The organism is Vibrio sp. RW (assembly GCF_027587105.1).
In the GTDB taxonomy this organism is placed as follows: Bacteria; Pseudomonadota; Gammaproteobacteria; order Enterobacterales; family Vibrionaceae; genus Vibrio; species Vibrio toranzoniae.
Genome location: NZ_JAPPTM010000010.1, coordinates 85,374 through 105,822, shown reverse-complemented (window position 1 = coordinate 105,822; position 20,449 = coordinate 85,374). Strand labels below are relative to the sequence as shown.

The 20,449-nt window shown below is 46.9% G+C and carries 20 protein-coding genes; 6 read left to right on the top strand and 14 right to left on the bottom strand.

The features are described from left to right. Positions 1-12: 12 nt before the first annotated feature. Both OCT63_RS11445 and OCT63_RS11440 read left to right on the top strand, forming a co-directional pair. The gene (locus OCT63_RS11445; RefSeq protein WP_269983748.1) at positions 13-1,308 is read left to right on the top strand and encodes an NAD(P)/FAD-dependent oxidoreductase; all 1,296 of its coding nucleotides are present in this window, start codon (positions 13-15) and stop codon (positions 1,306-1,308) included. Between the two features lie 178 nt (positions 1,309-1,486). Continuing rightward, positions 1,487-3,817 (top strand): Tex family protein, encoded by a 2,331-nt coding sequence (locus tag OCT63_RS11440; RefSeq protein ID WP_269983747.1) that lies wholly within the window; start codon positions 1,487-1,489, stop codon positions 3,815-3,817. A 208-nt stretch (positions 3,818-4,025) separates the two neighbouring features. Here the strand turns inward: OCT63_RS11440 and OCT63_RS11435 are convergent, their stop codons facing one another. Next, a complete protein-coding gene (locus OCT63_RS11435) occupies positions 4,026-4,499 on the bottom strand; it encodes a hypothetical protein (RefSeq protein WP_060466920.1) in 474 nt (157 codons plus the stop codon). Positions 4,500-4,692: 193 nt separating this feature from the next. Then, the gene (bioH, locus tag OCT63_RS11430) at positions 4,693-5,469 is read right to left on the bottom strand and encodes a pimeloyl-ACP methyl ester esterase BioH (RefSeq protein WP_017055618.1); all 777 of its coding nucleotides are present in this window, start codon (positions 5,467-5,469) and stop codon (positions 4,693-4,695) included. Positions 5,470-5,562: 93 nt separating this feature from the next. Here bioH and OCT63_RS21505 point away from each other — a divergent pair, with 93 nt between their 5' ends. The 4 genes from OCT63_RS21505 to cysQ all read left to right on the top strand — a co-directional run bounded on the left by OCT63_RS21505 (position 5,563) and on the right by cysQ (position 8,700). After that, a complete protein-coding gene (locus tag OCT63_RS21505; RefSeq protein ID WP_333482694.1) occupies positions 5,563-6,276 on the top strand; it encodes a ComF family protein in 714 nt (237 codons plus the stop codon). Between the two features lie 109 nt (positions 6,277-6,385). After that, positions 6,386-6,970: a Fe-S biogenesis protein NfuA gene (nfuA, locus tag OCT63_RS11420; RefSeq protein ID WP_029626881.1), complete on the top strand. Its 585-nt coding sequence runs from the start codon at positions 6,386-6,388 to the stop codon at positions 6,968-6,970. Between the two features lie 293 nt (positions 6,971-7,263). Further along, positions 7,264-7,815, top strand: coding sequence for an ADP compounds hydrolase NudE (nudE, locus tag OCT63_RS11415; RefSeq protein ID WP_060466918.1), 552 nt, complete (start codon positions 7,264-7,266; stop codon positions 7,813-7,815). 57 nt (positions 7,816-7,872) lie between these two features. Further along, positions 7,873-8,700: a 3'(2'),5'-bisphosphate nucleotidase CysQ gene (cysQ, locus tag OCT63_RS11410; protein ID WP_046223426.1), complete on the top strand. Its 828-nt coding sequence runs from the start codon at positions 7,873-7,875 to the stop codon at positions 8,698-8,700. Positions 8,701-8,819: 119 nt separating this feature from the next. Here the strand turns inward: cysQ and OCT63_RS11405 are convergent, their stop codons facing one another. From OCT63_RS11405 to gspC, 12 genes are all read right to left on the bottom strand, one after another. Beyond that, positions 8,820-9,599 carry a type II secretion system protein N gene (locus OCT63_RS11405; protein WP_060466917.1) on the bottom strand — a complete coding sequence of 260 codons (780 nt, stop codon included), beginning with the start codon at positions 9,597-9,599 and terminating at the stop codon, positions 8,820-8,822. Position 9,600: 1 nt separating this feature from the next. After that, positions 9,601-10,089, bottom strand: coding sequence for a type II secretion system protein M (locus OCT63_RS11400; RefSeq protein ID WP_269983746.1), 489 nt, complete (start codon positions 10,087-10,089; stop codon positions 9,601-9,603). A 19-nt stretch (positions 10,090-10,108) separates the two neighbouring features. Next, positions 10,109-11,338, bottom strand: coding sequence for a type II secretion system protein GspL (gspL, locus tag OCT63_RS11395; protein WP_269983745.1), 1,230 nt, complete (start codon positions 11,336-11,338; stop codon positions 10,109-10,111). Further along, positions 11,307-12,356 carry a type II secretion system minor pseudopilin GspK gene (gene gspK, locus OCT63_RS11390; RefSeq protein WP_269983744.1) on the bottom strand — a complete coding sequence of 350 codons (1,050 nt, stop codon included), beginning with the start codon at positions 12,354-12,356 and terminating at the stop codon, positions 11,307-11,309. The genes gspL and gspK overlap by 32 nt, the downstream gene beginning before the upstream one ends. Further along, on the bottom strand, positions 12,349-13,098 hold the full coding sequence (gene gspJ / locus OCT63_RS11385) for a type II secretion system minor pseudopilin GspJ (RefSeq protein ID WP_060466913.1): 750 nt from the start codon (positions 13,096-13,098) through the stop codon (positions 12,349-12,351). The genes gspK and gspJ overlap by 8 nt, the downstream gene beginning before the upstream one ends. Next, a complete protein-coding gene (gene gspI, locus OCT63_RS11380) occupies positions 13,085-13,480 on the bottom strand; it encodes a type II secretion system minor pseudopilin GspI (RefSeq protein ID WP_161672365.1) in 396 nt (131 codons plus the stop codon). Before gspI ends, gspJ begins: the two co-directional genes overlap by 14 nt. Then, a complete protein-coding gene (locus OCT63_RS11375; RefSeq protein ID WP_161672364.1) occupies positions 13,467-14,060 on the bottom strand; it encodes a prepilin-type N-terminal cleavage/methylation domain-containing protein in 594 nt (197 codons plus the stop codon). Before OCT63_RS11375 ends, gspI begins: the two co-directional genes overlap by 14 nt. 100 nt (positions 14,061-14,160) lie before the next feature. Continuing rightward, positions 14,161-14,607: a type II secretion system major pseudopilin GspG gene (gene gspG, locus OCT63_RS11370; RefSeq protein WP_017055607.1), complete on the bottom strand. Its 447-nt coding sequence runs from the start codon at positions 14,605-14,607 to the stop codon at positions 14,161-14,163. Between the two features lie 96 nt (positions 14,608-14,703). Beyond that, complete coding sequence (gene gspF, locus OCT63_RS11365; RefSeq protein WP_269983743.1) at positions 14,704-15,924, bottom strand: type II secretion system inner membrane protein GspF; 1,221 nt, start codon at positions 15,922-15,924, stop codon at positions 14,704-14,706. A 1-nt stretch (position 15,925) separates the two neighbouring features. Further along, a complete protein-coding gene (gene gspE / locus OCT63_RS11360) occupies positions 15,926-17,428 on the bottom strand; it encodes a type II secretion system ATPase GspE (protein WP_060466909.1) in 1,503 nt (500 codons plus the stop codon). Beyond that, positions 17,428-19,452 carry a type II secretion system secretin GspD gene (gspD, locus tag OCT63_RS11355; protein ID WP_060466908.1) on the bottom strand — a complete coding sequence of 675 codons (2,025 nt, stop codon included), beginning with the start codon at positions 19,450-19,452 and terminating at the stop codon, positions 17,428-17,430. Before gspD ends, gspE begins: the two co-directional genes overlap by 1 nt. 41 nt (positions 19,453-19,493) lie before the next feature. After that, positions 19,494-20,420: a type II secretion system protein GspC gene (gene gspC, locus OCT63_RS11350; RefSeq protein ID WP_060466907.1), complete on the bottom strand. Its 927-nt coding sequence runs from the start codon at positions 20,418-20,420 to the stop codon at positions 19,494-19,496. Between the last annotated feature and the right edge of the window lie 29 nt (positions 20,421-20,449).

Genomic DNA, 20,449 nt, shown 5'->3' with positions numbered 1-20,449 from the left:
AGTAGGTAAAACATGACACAATCCGCTATACACACACCGAATGAAGTTCAGTCCACTGTTGCAGTAATTGGTGCTGGAGTCATTGGCCTTTGTACAGCCCTAAAAGCGCAGCGCCATGGCTATCACGTCACACTGTTTGATAAGGGACTGCCGGGTAAAGGGGCTTCGTTTGGCAATGCGGGTTACTTAGCCACAGAATTGATGGATCCTTTGGCAACGAAAAAGATATTGTCTTCTGCGCCAAAAATGTGGATAGACCCAAAAGGTCCGCTGGCACTACCGTGGCAGTATCTACCCAAGGCGATCCCTTGGTTAGCACGCTTTGTTCGGTCAGCCTCTTCTTCAAAAGTTGAGGCAAGCCGAAAAGCGCTCTATCAACTCAATCAAGCAGCCGTTCCCGCTTGGCAGCGCTGCTTAGCCGATATTGGAGCCCAAGAACATCTCGTACCGTCAGGTTATTTATTGGTATGGGAATCAGCAAGCAAATTAGAAGAGGCAAAAGCGCATGCTGCTTACCTTGCACAGTGGGAAATAGAAAGCGTCTTATTGCAAGGAGCACAACTGAGGGAAAAAGAACCAGGGCTGGCTGAGACGGTCAGTCATGCTCTGTTTTTTCCCAATGCTTGCCGAGTTAAAGACCCTTACCTCCTATCAAAACATTTATTTGCGGTTTTTCAGGCCCGCGGGGGATGCTTTGAACAAGCTGAAGTAGACAAAATTCACCCACAAGGTAATTCCGTGAGAGTGGTCACCACGGATTTGCATGTGTTTGAGCATACGATACTTTGTACGGGAGCGTGGGGGAAACCATTACTACAACAAGTGGGCATTTCCGTTCCACTCGAAGCTGAGCGTGGGTATCACTTGACGATAGATACAACGGACTTGGATACAACGGATTTGAAATCTAAGCCACTCAAACATCCGATTGGCTCAGCAGAGCGTAAATTTGTTATGAGCCCATTGGCGTCTGGTTTAAGGGTCGTGGGGATAACAGAAATAGGAGGCTTGCGTTTACCAGCGTTTACTCACAGGTTTCATGTGCTACGTCATCACAGCAGGCAACTGCTGCCGTTATTGAACAATTCGGCGTTGCCAGTGAGTGAATGGATGGGACACAGGCCCACGATTGCCGATTCACTGCCGGTGATAGATCGACACCCACATCATCCACAATTATTGTTTGCTTTTGGCCATCAGCACTTAGGATTGACTCAAGCCGCTATTAGCGCGGAGTTGGTGATCAGCTTGTTGCGTAAAACAGAGCCTGAGTTTGATGTTGCTCCGTATAGGGTGGATAGGTTTTAAGCCTTACCGATTGCCGTTAGCCACCCATTGAAACCCAATCTTTAACAGGCCGAGAGAGGCGGATTTTTTCCGCTTCACATATCGCTTCATGCTTACACATCATTGACATATCACCGCTTGCTTGCGCTACTTTACTCCGTAGAATAGGGCCATCAACATCAAACTAGAGATTCATCGGATGAGCCAAGCTATCTGTCGACTGATCGCTGAAGAACTGAATGTTCGTTCAGAGCAAGTCACCGCCGCAGTAAACCTAATTGACGACGGTAACACCGTTCCCTTTATTGCCCGTTACCGTAAAGAAGTGACGGGAGGCTTAGACGATACCCAACTACGTAACCTTGATAGTCGCCTTTCTTACCTTCGTGAACTTGATGATCGTCGCCAAACGATTCTTAAGTCGATTCAAGACCAAGGTAAACTCACGCCAGAGTTAGAGCGTGATATCACTCAAGCCGACAGCAAGACGCGCCTAGAAGATCTGTATCTACCGTACAAACCAAAGCGTCGCACTAAAGGTCAGATCGCCATTGAAGCAGGCTTAGAGCCACTCGCCGATACGTTATGGAATGAACCACAGCACGATCCTGAAACCGAAGCCGCCAACTTCATCAGCAACGACAAAGGCATTGCCGACATCAAAGCAGCACTCGATGGCGCACGTGCGATCATCATGGAGCGCATTGCAGAAGACGCAAACCTGCTTGAGAAAATTCGCCAACACCTAAACCGCAATGCAGAGCTTTGCGCTCGTGTTGTGACTGGTAAAGAGAACGAAGGTGAGAAGTTCAAAGACTACTTCGAGCATAACGAAGCTCTGAGCAAAGTACCATCTCACCGTGCGCTTGCGATGTTACGTGGCCGCAATGAAGGCTTCCTAACGCTGGCGATGAATGCAGACCCAAAGCAAGAAGAAGGTGTTCGTGGTTCATACTGCGAAAACATTATCTCTGATCACTACGGCATTACCCTAAGCAGTGCACCTGCGGATGCTTGGCGTAAGCAAGTGATCAGCTGGGCATGGCGCATCAAGGTGTCTATGCACATGGAAACCGAATTGATGGGCGCGATGAAAGAGCGCGCAGAGATCGAAGCGATTGAAGTATTTGCGACCAACTTGAAAGACTTGTTGATGGCGGCGCCTGCTGGCCCTCGAGCAACTTTGGGTTTGGATCCGGGTTTACGTACCGGTTCGAAAATCGCCGTTGTCGATTCAACCGGTAAGGTTCTCGCGACAGAAACCATTTACCCTCATCCGCCACAAAAGCAATACGACAAGTCTGCACACGTGGTTGAGCAGATGGTTCGCCAATTCAATGTTGATTTGATTGCGATTGGTAATGGTACCGCTTCACGCGAAACCGACAGTTTTGTGGCTGACGTAATTAAGCGCGGCAATCTAAAAGCGCAAAAAATCATTGTTAGTGAAGCGGGCGCATCGGTGTATTCTGCGTCTGAATTAGCAGCAAAAGAATTCCCGAACATGGATGTATCGATCCGTGGTGCGGTGTCTATCGCTCGTCGTCTACAAGATCCACTGGCAGAGCTGGTGAAGATTGACCCTAAATCGATCGGTGTGGGCCAATACCAGCACGACGTTAGCCAAACCATGCTCGCTAAACGCCTAGATGCGATTGTCGAAGACTGTGTAAACGCCGTGGGTGTTGATGTGAATACCGCGTCTGCCGCACTGCTGACTCGCGTCGCTGGTCTGTCTAACACCATCGCACAGAACATCGTGGATTTCCGTGATGAGAATGGTCGCTTCGAAGCGCGTACCACATTGAAAAAAGTCGCTCGTTTGGGGCCAAAAGCCTTTGAACAGTGTGCCGGCTTCCTACGTATCATGAATGGCAAGAACCCGCTGGATGCTTCATCGGTTCACCCAGAAGCTTACCCCGTGGTGAAAACCATCGCTGAGAAAAACCACAAAGACATCAAGTCTCTGGTGGGCAATACAGATTTCCTACGAGGTTTACATGCGATTGATTACACCAACGAAAGCTTTGGTGTACCAACCGTAACCGACATCATTAAAGAGCTGGATAAACCGGGCCGAGATCCTCGCCCTGAGTTCAAAACAGCAACCTTCGCTGATGGCGTAAACAGCGTTTCAGATCTAGAGCCGGGCATGATTCTAGAAGGTGTGGTTTCAAACGTGGCCAACTTTGGTGCCTTCGTTGATATTGGTGTTCACCAAGACGGCTTGGTGCATATCTCTGCGCTCACCGATCGCTTTGTTTCAGACCCACGAGAAGTGGTTAAAGCCGGTGACATCGTCAAGGTGAAGGTGATGGAAGTCGATGTTCAACGTAAGCGTATTGCACTAAGTATGCGCATGAAAGATGAGCCAGGCCAAGACAACCGAGCACAACGTTCAAGTGCGCCTCGTACGCAAAACCGCCCGAATCAAAATTCACAAGGTGGACAGCGCCGTCGTGAGGAACCGCAACAAAACGCGGCGATGGGCGGTGCTTTCGCTGCTGCCTTTGCGAAAGCGAAGAAATAAGGTGCGCTAAAGCGAATAATCGGCGACTAACGAGTCAGTTTTCATCTTCAACAAAACTGACGTGCTAAAACAGAAAACCTGCACCCCTAAGGGTATGCAGGTTTTTTATTATGTGTTCAAAAAAGACATCAAAGCTTAGCTGTATTCTACGTCTTTTATACTCAAAATAATTGGAGTTGCTGCGAGGCAACAAGTATGAAGAGTATAATCACAATACAACCAACACTTCCGATGGAGCATGAGGCGCAACAGCATGACCATAATGATATTTTATGACCTTACGTCGTTTCTCCATCTGCCCTTCCTGAATCGCCGCACCTAAAACATGCTTTGGCAGGCGGAAACGCATGGTATAGCCTTTGCCTTGGTCAGCACTGTATGTTCTCAGTGCCAATAAGCTGAATAACCGCTCAAAAGGATCTTGAGGTTCTTCATGGCTAATCGAATTGGCCTCTGACTCGTTTTCCATTTCATAACCAGGATGGTCTGAAGGATCCCAAGCTGACTGCTGCCTTCGCTTATCGTCCGGTTTTACCTTTCGTTCTGCATTGGTTTTGGCCAATGCTACTGCGGGAGCGACGGGTACTCGAACTCTATTATCACGCGCAACTTGCTCTGTTTGCACATTAACGGATGGGGCAATTAGTGGCACACTCACTGCAGTTGCAGGTGACACAATCATCGCGAACTCTCCTCAAGAATCGCCCATCGCTATTGCTAGTTTGCCGCGAGCATCATCTTCAACAACTCAACGCTCACAAACATAGCCCCTCTAGTTCAAATCCATACCGCGAATACAACCACATTGGCCTAATTCATATGAACTACTCTAGGGGTAGTCTATATATCGACCAAGTTATTTATTAATTTAGCAGTTATTTTTGAGCGAAGCTGACCAGTTCACTACAAAAGGCATCCGCTTCTGTCATAAATGGCGCATGCGAAGACTGAGTAAAGATGTATTGCTCGGTATGAGGCAAGGCTGTGCCCAGGTCTTTGGCGACCTTGATTGGCACCAATCCATCTAATCGACCGTATAAGCGCAACATAGGCACTGAAATCTCAGGTAACTGGTCACGGAGGTCCACATCTGACAACATTTTCAAACCAGCTAACAACGACTTAGGGTTAGGCAGTGGACGGGACAACACCGCTTGCTTGAGCTGTTTTACATCTTGCCTTGCAGAAGGGCTCCCCATGGCTTGCAATGCCATAAAGCGTTCAATAGTAGTTTGAAAGTCTTCAACTAACTGCTCGGTAAAAGCCGTTAATACGTTGGGTTGAATACCTCGCCATAGTACAGGTTCTTTTGCAGCAGCAAATTTCGGCGAACTCGCGACCGTCACCAGTTTGCTTACGTAATCAGAGTGATGCAAAGCCATATGTGTCGCGACCAAACCACCGAGCGACCAACCAACCCAAATCGCTTGTTTTGGTGCGTCGACCATCAGTTGGTGAGCAATTTCTTCAAGGTTTTGAGCATGGCAATGCGCGCTGTGTCCATACCCCGGAAGATCCACAACGTGAACTCGGAAATTAGCCTCTAAAGCATCCACGGTTTGCTGCCATACCGCCCCATTCATTCCCCAACCGTGAACCAAGACCAAATCCGTTCCTTGCCCGGATACATGCCAATACAACGCGTCACTCATTCTCAATATTCCCTACTTTTTCCATCAGCAATAACCTGCATTTTTCACTATGGTGAGTAAAAGGAACACCATAACCCAAAAGCATCACAAGCTATGTTATCCGATTGGCTACAAAAACACACACCGCGCCTGGTCACATCACAATGCCACCTGTGCAAACTAGACAAACTCCCCAGCGATACTCATCCTCGGTGGTGCCAGACTTGCCTCGGTCTCTTTTGCCAACAGCCACGCTGCCAGCAATGTGGCTTGAAAACCTTAACTAGCGTCGAGCAATGTGGTCAATGTCTATCGAATCCACCACCTTGGCATCGTCTCTATTGTGTGGGTGACTACGTCTTTCCAACAGCACACTATATCCAACAGATGAAATACGCCGATAAATTTTGGTTTGCGCGCGATCTATCAAAACTGTTAGCGCCACGTATTGAACACCCAGCGCCATTGATAACCAGTGTGCCTCTACATTGGGGACGGTATATTCACAGGGGCTTTAACCAGAGTCAGTTATTAGCCCATTACGCAGCCCAAGAGTTGGACGTCAAAAGCGCGGTTTTATTTCGTCGTTCTCGTTCAACGGTTTCGCAGCAAGGATTAACCAAGTCCGCAAGGCAGATCAATCTAAAAAACGCTTTCACGCTGCGCAATATGCATTTTTCAACGAACAATTATGCTCACGTCGCGATAATTGATGATGTTGTAACCACAGGCAGCACTGTGTATCAATTATGCCAATTACTACTTGAAGTGGGCGTGAAAAGGATTGATATTTACTGCATCTGCCGCACTCCTGAGCCCTCTGGATAACAGCTGTGGCTCGCTACTTGTACAGCAATCCAACAAAAAAGGGCTGAATTACAAATCTGACAGGGGTAGAATGGCGCTAATAACCTACAAATCTACTCAGGTATTCGTCGTGTCAAATATTACTATTACAGAAACAGCTCAAACTCACTTTGCCAATCTGCTGTCACAGCAGCCTGAAGGTACAAACATTCGTGTGTTCGTGGTAAATCCAGGCACACAAAACGCTGAGTGTGGTGTTTCTTACTGCCCAACAGATGCTATCGAAGCGTCTGACACTAAACTGTCTTTCGACGCTTTCTCTGCGTACGTAGATGAGCTAAGCCTACCATTCCTAGACGAAGCTGAGATCGACTTCGTAACAGACAAAATGGGCTCTCAACTAACGCTTAAAGCGCCAAACGCAAAAATGCGTAAAGTATCAGATGATGCGTCTCTTACTGAACGTGTTGAATACGCCATTCAAACACAGGTTAACCCGCAACTGGCTGGTCACGGTGGCCACGTTAGCTTGGTAGAAATCACTGAAGATGGTGCGGCTATCGTTGCATTCGGTGGCGGTTGTAACGGTTGTTCTATGGTTGATGTCACCCTAAAAGAAGGCATCGAGAAAGAACTTCTTCAACAATTTGAAGGTGAACTAACGGCGGTTCGTGACGCAACAGAACACGATCGTGGTGAGCACTCTTACTACTAATCACTGATTCAGCGTTCGTAACGGATAAAAAGGTTGATGCACCAGCATCAACCTTTTTTTGTTTTGTAAAGGTAGAGAACGCCTGTCTGTTGCCATTCAAAATGCCACTTTTCAATCAACTCACTGAGCCGTAGAAACCCGATTCCACTTTGATTTAAACAATAGCAGTGATCGCAATCGGTTCCTGTTCAATAATTCTAGGATATGAAAGCTCGCCTCTAGGAACTCAGCGTCATTTCCCCTATATTAGAATGACTTTCTACGAAAAATCCAATGAGTTAAGGAGTGGGCGCATGACAAAAAGGACCAAGCCGGAAATATTGGCTCAGCAAACTGTCGCTCAGTCAAAACTGTTCTCTATAGAGTCGCTCGATTTACGCTTTTCAAACGGTGAAGAGCGCACGTACGAACGCATGAAGCCCAGTGGCCGCAATGCCGTAATGATGGTTCCAATTACTGAACACGGCGATATTCTGTTAGTGCGTGAATACGCAGCAGGGACCGAACGCTATGAACTTGGCTTCCCTAAAGGACTCATTGATGCTGGTGAACAACCTGCTGAAGCCGCCGTTCGAGAGCTGAAAGAAGAGATCGGCTATGGTGCCAACAGACTCACTCCACTCAAAGAGGTTATCCTCGCGCCCTCTTATTTCTCTAGCAAAATGACACTATTCATTGCAGAAGAACTATACCCAGAGAAACTCGAAGGGGATGAACCAGAGCCACTAGATGTCGTGCGATGGCCGCTCTCGCAAGCCGAAGAGCTGCTAACACACCTCGACTTCTGCGAGGCTCGATCTATTACTGCCCTACTATTAGCCCTTCGAGTCTTAAATAACAATTAGAACAAACGATCGCACTCGAAGACCAAACAAGCTCGATCGAAGAGTAAGAGAACATTTATGCCAATAACAAAAGATTTTTCTCACCTCCTTCCCTCTGTCATTGAGATTGCTCGTTCTGCTGGACAGCTCATCTTAGAGATATACGAGAAGAAAGATTACGAAGAGTTCACCAAAAGCGATGACACACCGGTCACCAGTGCCGACCTTGCAGCGCATAAACTGATCTCGAAAAAACTCAGTGAACTCACCCCTGACATTCCCGTGTTATCTGAAGAAGCTGCAGACATCAGCCTAGAGCAACGTTCTCAATGGGATCGCTACTGGTTGGTTGATCCACTAGATGGAACTCAGGAGTTCATCGCAAGAAGTGGCGACTTCGCGACAATCATCGCCCTAATTGAGCATAATAAACCCGTAATGGGGGTGGTGTATGCGCCTGTTTCCGGTGTGAGTTATTACGCTTACAGTGGCAAAGGGGCTTGGAAGATCCCAGACCTTAACGACAGCGTTAAAATCAAAACGCATCGTCATGAACTGCCAAACCAATCCATCGCAATGGCAATCAGTCGCCGCCAAGATATCAATCGCATCACTAGCCGTATGAACTCAGCTTGGAATTATGATTTGGTTCCGCTAGGTTCAGCCGCGCTTAAAGCCTGCTTAGTAGCAGAAGGGGCGGTGGATTGTTATCTCAGACTTGGACCAACGGGCGAGTGGGATACCGCAGGGACACAGTGTATTGTTGAAGAGGCTGGCGGTCGTATTTTGAGTACACAGTTAGAGCCGCTTTCTTACAATGAAAGAGAGACGCTTGAGAACCCGAATTTCATCGTGCTTGGTGATGCAGACTTACCATGGCCCGAGATCTTACAAGGTAAAGACTAAATCGCGTAGTGCCATGACAATCTGATATTCAAATAAAATGGGCACCTCAGTGAGGTGCCCATTTTTTATATCTCGTTTTTTGATAACCAACGGATGCTAGCTCAGAAGTAGATACCGGGCTAAAAACGACCTTGGTAGGTAAATTGGTATTTCCCTTGGTTATCAGGGTTGCCTAACCACTTAAGCTGGCTCTGCATCGCAGGCGGAAACTCAGCACCCGGTTTAAACCATGCCGATGAGGTGTAGCTTTGATTCGGCGTTACGCTCGCAGAAAATTCGCTGCCCACTTGTGGGCTACTCTGTATTCCCTTGGCTGAAATGGCGTTATCTTGACAGCTAATATCCGCAATCACAGGGCCTAGGTCTAACGAACCAACAGGGGAATCCACTGCCGCACCAGACCATGCCACTGTACCTTCGCCCGATTGACACCAAGGCAGAGCATGAGCCGCGTGCTTGATCGTCAATTCAACTTGTCCACCAATCGAAACAGGCACTGGGATGGTTGGGGCATATTTCATCACGTTCATAGCAGGCATTGAAGCCACTAAGTTTTCCGCATATGCACCACTCATGCTATACCCAATATGCCCTTTACCTGACAAGTTCATGTCGCTGTTACGGCCAAAACGCACGGCGAGCTCTGCTTTAGCTTGGAATAATTTAGAGAACTGGAAATCCCACTGCACTGCTCCGTAATTGACTCGCTGCCACACAATATTGTTGGCGCGACCCTGCCAAACTGTACCTTCAACACCTTCGATACTCAGACCGCGTACAGCAGGTGCATGCTTAAGAGCAAAAGATGCCGGTAAGTGCAGCAACAGGCTGACAGAGAAAAAGACAATAAAGGTGCCACTGAATAGCAGGCCATATTTAAGAGATAAACCGCGTTTCACATTAACCTCGTTTAAACTGTAGTCGGTTGACGTCAATAACCCCAGGGTTATCGGAGCGATCAATATCCATAAATTCAACCTCAACACCCTGTTTTTCTTTCAGGTATGTCAGCCAGTCAACGAACTTATTAAAAGGCACAGGTTTTACCCACACTTGCAGCATCTCGCCACGCGGTTGCACTCGAATCAACTCAATCTTAAAACGACGCATAGAAGCGGGCACAGATTGATTCAAAGGCTGACTAGCACTAATGCCTGCGCTGCCTCGCAACTCAACAACTTCATTGGCTTTATTGGTTACCCAAGCTAAGAGTTGTTTCTCACTTTGAATACGACTTTGCGCCAGTCCAGCTCGCTGACTAAGTGGCTGTATTAATCCCCAATAAACGACACCCACCACCAATAAAATTGAACAGCCAATGACCAGGCGCTGTTCTCTTTGACTTATTGAGGTCCACCACGCTTGGAGTGGTTCAATCATATTTTTCATCACTGATCTCCTTGCGCGGTTACTGACGTGGTTTAAGAGTAAAGCTGCCAAATACGGCATCGCCATTACGGTTTAATGGCCCTTGTTCCACAGCAAACTTCTCATCGAGCTTCATTCTAGCGGTCTCAAAATGTTGAAAGTTCGAACTTTTAGCCTGTAGTCGAATTTCAGAACGGTTACCATCGTAGCGAATGCTTTCAACTTCGATTGACTTCACTTGACCTAGCGTTTCTGGCAATAAAGCTAACCACCCTAACAAGGAATCGTTAGCACCGGATCCACCATATTTCTTAGCTTCGTCGCTCATCTGACGCTTAAGGTAACTCACGGTCGGAATGCGTTGTTTTCCTGGGAGCACGGATCTAAAAATACGTTCACTCTCCATTCGGTAAGCTTGAGCTTGCGCTTCATACTGCTGAACCTTCAGCACCTGCTGAGACACAATCACGGCCACCAGCAAACAAGCGGCAATCGCTACTTTTTGCCATACGCGCCAATATTTACTGAAGGAAGATTTGGTTTTAAAGGTACCAGTCAGTAAATTCACACTGCTCATGATCGCTTGTTGGCTCAATAAAGACATCACCAATTCCGCAGGCTTCGCTTGCCACTTCACACCACTTTGTTGCTGAACGTCGTCGCTCGGCATCGCGGTGTAACTGAAGATAGTCGCGGGCTGCTCTTCGTCATCAACGACAACCCAGTCACTCTGCAAGAACATCGGGAGCCATGCTTCGCTGATCGATACCGCTTGATAGTTACCTTGGCGTAAAAGCCAATATTGATCAATCTGCAACGCACTGATGCCCTGCTCTTCCAAAGGTACAGCTAACGCATCCGGCAGCACTTTACGAAAGACAATACCGGCTTCGCGAAACTTATCTAAAGCTTGTTTCAACCATTTGCGTTCGACACCGCATACTGTGGCATGGGTGGCGTCTTTATGTAGAATGGTGAGATGTAAATCTTCGATATCTTGCGCCACTTCGTCTTCTAACAAAAACGGCAGCATAGAATCGAACTGGCGAGCAGCACCTTTCGGGATTTCAACGCGCTTTATCAAGCATTCGCTTCCCGGTAATAAAGCGATACAGCTGCGCTTTTCAGCGTAAGGCGTTAACTCATCAAGCTGCTCCCAGCTAGACAGTTCACCGCTTGCTATCACTTCTTGTTGGCTTGTCGACCAAACTAACCACTGCACAGGGCTTTGTGGTTCGCTACTCAGTCGAACGGTCAGAAACTCGCTCACTGATTCCTCCAAAACGACGGCGTACTACCGTCACTGTTTCTCGATTACTACTATAGAAAAGCGTTCGTATACGTACACGTGACTGCTCAACTAATACCTCTGCATCTAGCTCAAAATAAGCGCTATCTACAGTTAAATATCCTTTCGCTTTCTTGCTGACTTCTGCACTCACACCAACAATGGCAGGCTCAGCCATAAAAGCATCCACCGTATTCCAGCCATCAAATGGTCGCTTGTCTAGCAGTTGTTTTGCATCCGATGCGCTTAAGCCCGGAGCAAACATCGCTTCCAATAAAGGCGCTTGCTTTTCCGTGAGTGTGTTTACATTCAAGCGGAAATCATCGGTTGGCAGAGCGCAAACAAATGGGCGAAGCTTATTCATCACCTCACCCGTAACCTGGTAAACCGCTCGTAACTCGGATTCATCGGCCATTAAGCCATTAGCCGCCAAATAAGAGGGCTTCATCGCCTCATAAGTACTGTCTTCTACGCCTACCGTAGAAGTGGTTCTGGTATCTGCATCGACAAACTCCCAACTTGAGTTTGCGATCACCTCAGCCTGATAAGGTTCAATATCTTGGTTTTCCAACAAGGTTTGCCAAACCGTCACTAAATAGGGTGTTTGGTTGCTTGAAGTCGCCGTTACCCCAGCCAAAGCATTGAGATTAAAACACGCTTGGGCATCGACAATGCGACCCGATACTTGTCCATAATCCAATGGGTATACCTGTTCTTCCAGTGCCCATGGCTGACTTAGATTCACGGTATCACTGTCTTTATAGCTTTGACTAATCCCGTCTTGTACTAGTGCTTCCACACCAATGCTATACCAATAGGCCTGTTGGTAATTTAACTGATTACCAACACGTTTGAATTGTGTAAACAAACGCTCCGACATGCTGCCCGCAATGGTGGCCATGATAGCCAAAAGCATCAGAATGATGATCAGTGCGACACCATTTTGTTTTCGTCCCATTGCAGAATGTATCTTAGCAAGATCATGGGGGCGATTAGCCATTGTTACCCTCACTATTTGAAGAGTCACTCGCGTCATTGACCTGATCTAAAGTGCCACTTGGCGTGAGATAAACTCGCTCTATCTCATCGTAGTCTTTCAACGTCAGCTTGAGTCTCACCGCTTTCGGCAATGATTTATCGGTTTGCCACTCTTTACCCCAGCGACTCCCATCATAAAACTCGATTTCAAAGCCTTCGACATCATCAAGCAGCGGAGTAATCACACCCTCTTGGCCTGCAGGAGTGTCGGGATAACGCCACCAGACACGCTCAAGTGTTTCTTCTTTGATGCGGTAGCCAACCTTCGTGACTTCTCCACGAGGAAACTGCTGTTGTGGGTTGTGCCACCCCAAGCGAGTAAATATGATGCCAACACCGTCGGAGTCCAATAAATACTCTTTCATTAATATCAGCTTAGATGATGCTTCTTCACCATTAGTACGAAATTTTCGCACCGCCATCTGACGAAAATCATTATCTAAAATGACTAAGCTACGTTGCAGTTGATTCAAACGAGCACTGCGTTCGATTGAGAGTTCGTTGCTTCGCTGCACCTGATTCACGACCTGATAAGCCGCCATGCTCAACGTGGCAAAGATAGCGATCGAGACCAACACTTCAATTAAGGTAAAGCCTCTCCCTTTCGAAGATAGACCTTGTTTACGAGGTACACGCTTATTGGCGGGCATGCTCTTACTTAGCGACTTGCTCTTAACTAACGACACGCTTTTAGTTGACCACATAGCTGCGCACCGTGACCACTGGAGAAGCTTGTTTACTGGTTGCCACACTCACATCAAACGCCTTTAATAAATCATCGCTGGTATCAATTGGCGTCACTTTCCAGAACCACTCTCTTCCAGCCAACTCTTGTGTACCCTGCACTTTTTTTAGCTTGTCAGGGTGCAGCATCACCAAGGCCATTTGATTATCAACGACCATAGCAGCGAAGGTTTTTTCTTCTAGGTAACTGAGGGTATTGATGTGCTGAGTGACAGCACGAATCACACTGATCGCCGCAGTCGCAAAGATAGCGAGCGCCACCAATACTTCAAGTAGAGTCATTCCTCGAGAACCAAGAGGCATACCACGAGAACGATAAGAAGAACGGTTATTCCTCTTCATCTTCTTCTCCTGGTTCAAGCAAACGAATGACACCATTGTCTAACACTCGAATGCGCCAGCCATCTTGTATTGTGTCACCCGTATTGGGATAAAATGATAGAACAAAGGGGGTTACTTCAGCACTCGACAAGATATAGACCTGTGGTGGTTTCGGTTTTTTTTCCTCTTCAAGATCAGCAAACATATCTTCATCAAATAAGCTTCCTGGATTAAACAACCGATCATCGTCTTCCCACACGCCCCCCCCTAAGGTCAGTGACAAAGCAAGTTCTTCAGGTAATTCCGTTGAAGAGGGGATCTTTTCGAATTCGACCTCCTGCCACCCTTCTGACTTAAGCGCCATCAGTACATAGGTCGATTTCTTTTCATCAACACGAACGCCAAAGTCCAATCCACTCAAGATAGCCTCTTCATTGAGTAATAGAACTCGCTGATAAAAGCTTTGAGCGTATTGTTTAGCGACATCTTTACTATTGGTAGGAATGGTCGCGATCACCGCAACCGCCGTTAATGATAATAATACCAACACCAAAAGAATCTCAATTAAGGTGAAACCTGGCTGTGTTTGCTTAGTTTTCACCTTTAGACTCCATCTGTTTGCGTCCTACCATCAAATACCGGCATCAAGCCCAATAACTTATTTACCAACAGGAACTTATCAAGCAACAATAAGCCGAAGCTTATTGAAAATCTTGTATGTTCCAGTTACCAACATCGGCAGCAATACCTTCACCACCTTCTTGGCCATCAACACCTAGAGTAAAGATATCGATAGTGCCGTTATCACCTGGGCTTAGGTATTGGTACTCGTTACCCCATGGGTCGTTCGGCAGACGTTTGATGTAACCACCATCGCGGTAATTACGAGGCTCAGGGCTACTTGTTGGCTTAGAAACCAGTGCATCAAGGCCTTGATCCGTTGTTGGGTAAACGCTGTTATCCAGTTTGTACATATCCAGCGCGTTCTCTAGCGCTACAATGTCCGTGATGGCTTTCTGTTGGTCAGCCTTCTCTTTGTTACCCAGTAAGTTAGGGACAACAAAGCTCGCTAAAATACCAAGGATAACCACAACAACCATCACTTCTAATAAGGTAAAGCCTGACTGTTTCTTCATTTTAGTTTTCATTATTTTCTCCAAATTAAAGACAGCGAGTTGAAGGGAGTGATCGCCTTCATCTCGATAATCCAAAAACGAACGTTCTGTTCTATGAGTCGATTGTTGTTAACCGCTCATTAAATTATTCATTTCAAGCATCGGCATCAGAGTCGCCATCACAATGAATAGCACTAAGCCTGCCATCAACGCGATAAGAGCCGGGGTAAAAATACCTAAGGCGATATTGACTGTCGACTCAAAGTTTTGATCTTGGGTGTCTGCTGCTCTGGTCAACATCTGTTCCAATTGGCCACTCTGCTCACCACTGGCGATCATATGCAGCATCATTGGAGGGAAAAGCTTAGTTTGGTCGAGCGCTTTACGTAGGCTAGCCCCTTCTCTGACACTATCCGATGCCTGTAATACTTGTTGTTTAACATGGTGATTCGACATCACGTCAACCGCGACTTTCATTCCTTCAAGGATTGGAATCGCACTCGAAGTACAGATAGAGAGTGTGCGTGCAAAGCGAGAGGTATTGATCCCTTTGGCTATCTTGCCGATCAGAGGAATACTCAATAATTTGCGATCCCAACTCATGCGAGCGGCTGGCTTTTTCAGTGCGGTCTTAACCAGAACAATCACACCAATGGTCAACAACAGCAATTGGATTCCCCAATTCTGAATAAATTCACTCGATGCTAATAAAAATTGTGTCGATTGAGGCAGCTCTTGGCCCATTTGGATAATCGGCTCAACGATCTTTGGTACGACGGTAGCAAGCAAGAAGGAAACAATCGTCACTGCAAATACCACCAGCACCACTGGGTAGATCATCGCTTGCAGCAGCTTAGAGCGCATCTTTTGGCGATTTTCAGCGTAATCGGCTAATCGCTCCAATACCGCATCTAAGTGCCCCGATTTCTCACCAGCCGCAACCATAGCCCGGAATAGTTCATCGAAAATATGGGGATAATCAGACAGGCTGTCAGCGAGTGAGTAGCCTTCAGTCACCTTAGAGCGAACGGCCAACAGCATAGTTCGAATACGTGGCTTTTCCGATTGCTCGGCAACCGCTTTTAAGCACTCTTCGAGTGGCATACCCGATTGAACGAGCGTTGATATTTGGCGAGTAATTAAAGCAAGATCAGGTGTACTGATACCACGCTTAAAGCTGGTCGAAGGTTGTGTGCCTTTCGCCGCTTTTGCTTTAGCTTCGGCCATCTCAACCGGCATCAAGCCTTGCTCTTTTAAGCGCTGACGAGCCTGACGAGCATTATCAGCTTCAATAGAACCCTTTTTGCTCTTGCCTTTGGCATCCAGCGCTTTGTATTCAAATGCCGCCATACTAAACTTCCTTGGTCACGCGCATCACTTCTTCTAGGGAAGTTACCCCTTTCAGAACTTTGCTCAAGCCATCCTCTCGAATACTTGGTGTTGTGCCACGAATTGCTTTCTCAATCGCTTGCTCGCCCGCTTCGCTGTGAATCAACTCTTGCACCGATTCATCAATCATCAATAGTTCATGGATACCGGTACGGCCTCGGTAGCCCTTGTGACCACACTCTTCACAACCTTTCGCATGATAAAGGGTCAGGCTTTCTTTTTTCTTCAATCCAAACAGTTTCTTCTGTTCTTTATCGGCTTCATAAGGTTCTTTACAGTGGTGACACAAGGTGCGAACTAAACGCTGAGCCAGAACACCAAGTAGTGAAGAAGAGATTAGGAAGGGTTCAATCCCCATATCGCGCAGACGGGTAATCGCACCAATGGCGGTATTGGTGTGCAAGGTCGACATCACTAAGTGACCAGTCAAAGAGGCTTGTACCGCGATTTCTGCCGTTTCCAGATCTCGGATCTCACCAATCATGACGACATCGGGATCCTGACGAAGAATGGCACGTAAACCACGCGCAAAGGTCATATCAACCTTAGGGTTTACCTGCGTTTGGCCAATGCCATCGATATCAAATTCGATTGGGTCTTCAACCGTTAAGATATTGCGCTCGTTACTGTTGAGCTCTTGCAGACCAGCGTACAAGGTCGTTGATTTACCAGACCCCGTAGGCCCCGTCACCAAGATAATGCCGTGCGGACGTTGAATCAGCTTACGAAAATTCTCATGGTTCTCTGCCGTCATGCCTAAGCTATGTAAGTCTAGACGAGTCGCGTTCTTATCCAACAAGCGCATTACCACGCGTTCACCGTGAGAAGAAGGCATGGTAGATACACGAACATCGACCGCTCGGCCACCGATACGCAGAGAAATACGACCATCTTGTGGCACGCGTTTTTCCGCAATATCCAGCTTAGCCATCACCTTTACACGTGAAACCAACAGCGGAGCCAGTTTACGACTCGGCGCGAGAACATCACGTAGCACACCATCAACTCGGAAACGGATACAGAGTGACTTTTCAAAGGTTTCGATATGAATATCCGAAGCACCTTCTTTGATCGCTTCACCCAACATCGCATTGATTAATTTGATGATAGGCGCGTCATCCTCCGATTCGAGTAAATCTTCATCTTGAGGAAGCTCTTCTGCCAGAGAGAAAAAATCGTCGTTGTCAGCACCAATGTCTTCCATCAGTTGACGCGCTTCTGATGAGTCACGCTGATAAGCATCGGTCAGTTTTTTATCAAATTCATCTGCAGTAATCGCTTGTGGTGTGAAACCACTTTTCACAACACGGCTGACTTCTATGATCGCCGCTGATTTCAGTGGTTCAACATAATAAAGTATCGGCGCACGCTCTGGATGCTGATATTCCAACACCATCTTATAGCGATTTGCAAAGCTAAACGGCAAGCGCTGATAAGTACGTGCCGCCCCTACCAATTCAGCCATTATTCTTGTTCCATTTGATCGATGAACGCTTGGATTTCAGCTGGGTGATTCATGCTTTCGCCAAACTTAGGTAATACTGGGATATTGTCGTCATCCATCAGTTTCAAACCTTGCTCAGACTTATACAGCTGCTCAGCACGGATGAAGTTGTATTTACGCTGAGTGATACCATCTGCCGTCATGCCATCACGAATGATGGTTGGTTTAATGAAGACCATTAGATTCTTTTTCTCAACCTGAGTACTGGTTGATTTGAACAAATGTCCAAGTACAGGAATATCACCCAAGAACGGGACTTTAGACTCACTCTCCAATGCTCGCTCATCAATCAAACCACCCAACACCAGCATTTGACCGTCTTGAACAATCACCGATGTATTCAGCTGACGCTTAGCAAAGCGCACATCAACCGCGCCGTTTGCGCCCAATACGTTCGATACTTCTTGTTCGATTTGCAGCTGAACCGAGTCACCTTCATTGATTTGCGGCACGACTTTCAGCTTGATGCCCACTTCTTTACGCTCAACCGTCTGGAATGGGTTGTCGTTACTTGAACCCGCCGTCGAACCGGTTAAAACCGGAACCTCTTCACCCACAATGAACGACGCTTCGCCGTTATCCATTACTGTGATGCTTGGAGAAGATAGGATGTTTGAATTGGAATCGGTGGCTACCGCACTGATCAATGCAGTCCAATCACCCATTACCACACTCATAGCCGCACCGTTAACACCAGAAAGAGCAGAAGCCAAACTTGAGTAGTCACCTTGTTCAGTAGTAGTTTCGTTTCGTACGAACTTACCGTTCTCATCATAAACCGCAGTGGTAGTTTCAGTATCTTTAGCTTCTTCTAAACCCACCATGACACCACCAATCGATGCACCAGTATTGCTGTACTGAATCATGGCACCCGTTTCTAGGTTACCCCATTGCACGCCAAGGTTAACGCCATCGCCTTCTGCCATTTCAACAATCAAGGCTTCAATCAATACTTGAGCACGACGAATATCCAGTTGCGCGATCACGTCTTGCAATGCGTTCATAATGTCCGGCTGAGCGGTAATAACCAGAGAATTGGTATCACTGTGCGCTGAGATCATCACTTGGTTGCGTTGAGACGAGCTGCCTTTAGTCGATGATTGCTTCTCTGACTGTAGGTTGTCCGACACGCCCTTTAACACATCGACAAGATCTTCGGCTTTTGCGTACTTAAGGTAGATAACTTGGTTGTTGCCCTTGGTCGCCATTTCGACATCAAGTTGCTCGATAAGCTTTCTTAAACGGCTACGAACTTTAGGGTCACCAGAGATAAGAATCGCATTGGTACGCTCATCAGCGACTAATTTTGGTTGCAGAAAGGCTGGCGTATTTTTAGCATCGTTGGTTTTGCTCAGTGCATCCACGATACGTACCATTTCGGCCGCAGACGCATTTTTTAACTCAACCACCTCAACCTCTTTATCACCAGCTTGATCAACACGCTTGATGATTTCCGCTAAGCGATTGACCACCGCCGCACGGCCAGTAATCAAGATAATATTAGCGGGATCGTAGTGCACGACGTTACCCGCGCCAGCATTGTCATTCAGTTGACGAAGCAAAGGAGAAAGTTCGCGAACCGAGACATTGCGAACGGTCACAACACGTGTAACCACGCTGTCACCTTTAATCGAATCACGCTCACCAACAACGGGGATTGCCGATGTTTTTGAGTCTTTAGCTTTGATTACCTTGAGAACACCCGAGTCCATTTCAACGACCGCGTAGCCGTACACTTCTAAGACGTTTAAGAAGAAGCTGTAATATTGTTCTTCGTTGAGTACATCATAGCTACGGACATCGATTTTACCGCGCACCGATGGGTCAACGATGATCGTCTTCTCTAGATTACGGCCAACAATATTAATAAACTCTTGAATGTCAGTGCCCTTAAAACTGGCACTAAAATCACTAGCGATGGCTGCGGGGGTGCAGATTAAGCTTCCTGCCAATAACCACGCACTTTTCTTAAACCAATGCTTCACGTACTTCTCCTACACTTTCGTCCTTGGTTAGACGCAAAGTTCTAAAATTCAATAAATACTTCATGTTGTTGACCATCTCGCTCAACGACGAGATTTAGCTCAGTTAGCTCTGAGATTGATCGGAATATGTTGCCCATAGCGGCAGGGTCAGTCAGATCTTGTCCATTTAACTGAGTAGCAATATCCCCGTTTTGGAGCCCAACAGAGTTAAAAAGTTCTGAATCTTTGCCAGGGCTCACACGATAACCGATCACTTGATCGTCACGCTTAACCTGAGATAAACGAACATATTGGAAAATTTGTTGTGGATCCTCCATTATCTTCGCTTTTATTTCATCCAACTTCTCTTCTGCAGAAGCTGGGTTATTGCCACGAACCGAAGAAGAAGCGCGAGGTGGCGCAGGTTCAGATACGGCTAAACGTTTGTATTCAATACCTTCAAGCATCAGGGTTTCATCTCGCCCTGAGTTATCAATAATGACACGATCCACTAACACCGCTTTGAGCTTAGCTCGAGTGCCTTCTATTACTTCGTTAATTCCGTAGGTTGCTTGTGTGCCACGATTAGCAATCACAGCTAAGCTTAATTTGGGGTTAGAACTGGCGACTGCACCCACTAAAATCAGGTTCAACCGTGTCTTTGGCGCATCTTGGATAACTTGCTGTTCAACCACAGCGGGCGTGGTTGGGTTATAGGCGCCAAAAAGGTTACTCTGTTGCAAAGAAGAGATATCAAGGGTCGGTTGAAGTGCTGAAGAAGAAGATGAAACAGACGCTTTCCAAGGCACAACCGTTTGCTCGGCAGGTACAAGAAACCATGCAAGCTGTCCTAAAATCCATGCTGAAGCTGCAATTAACAAACAACAAGTCGCTAGGCTTAGTTTCTGCTGAAATACAAATTTATTCTCTAATAAGCGGCTCAACACAGGTGAGTGTCCTATGCGATTTTTGAGCTCTAAAAAGTTCACTTCCCTTGCCCCTTTTCAAGACGACAAAC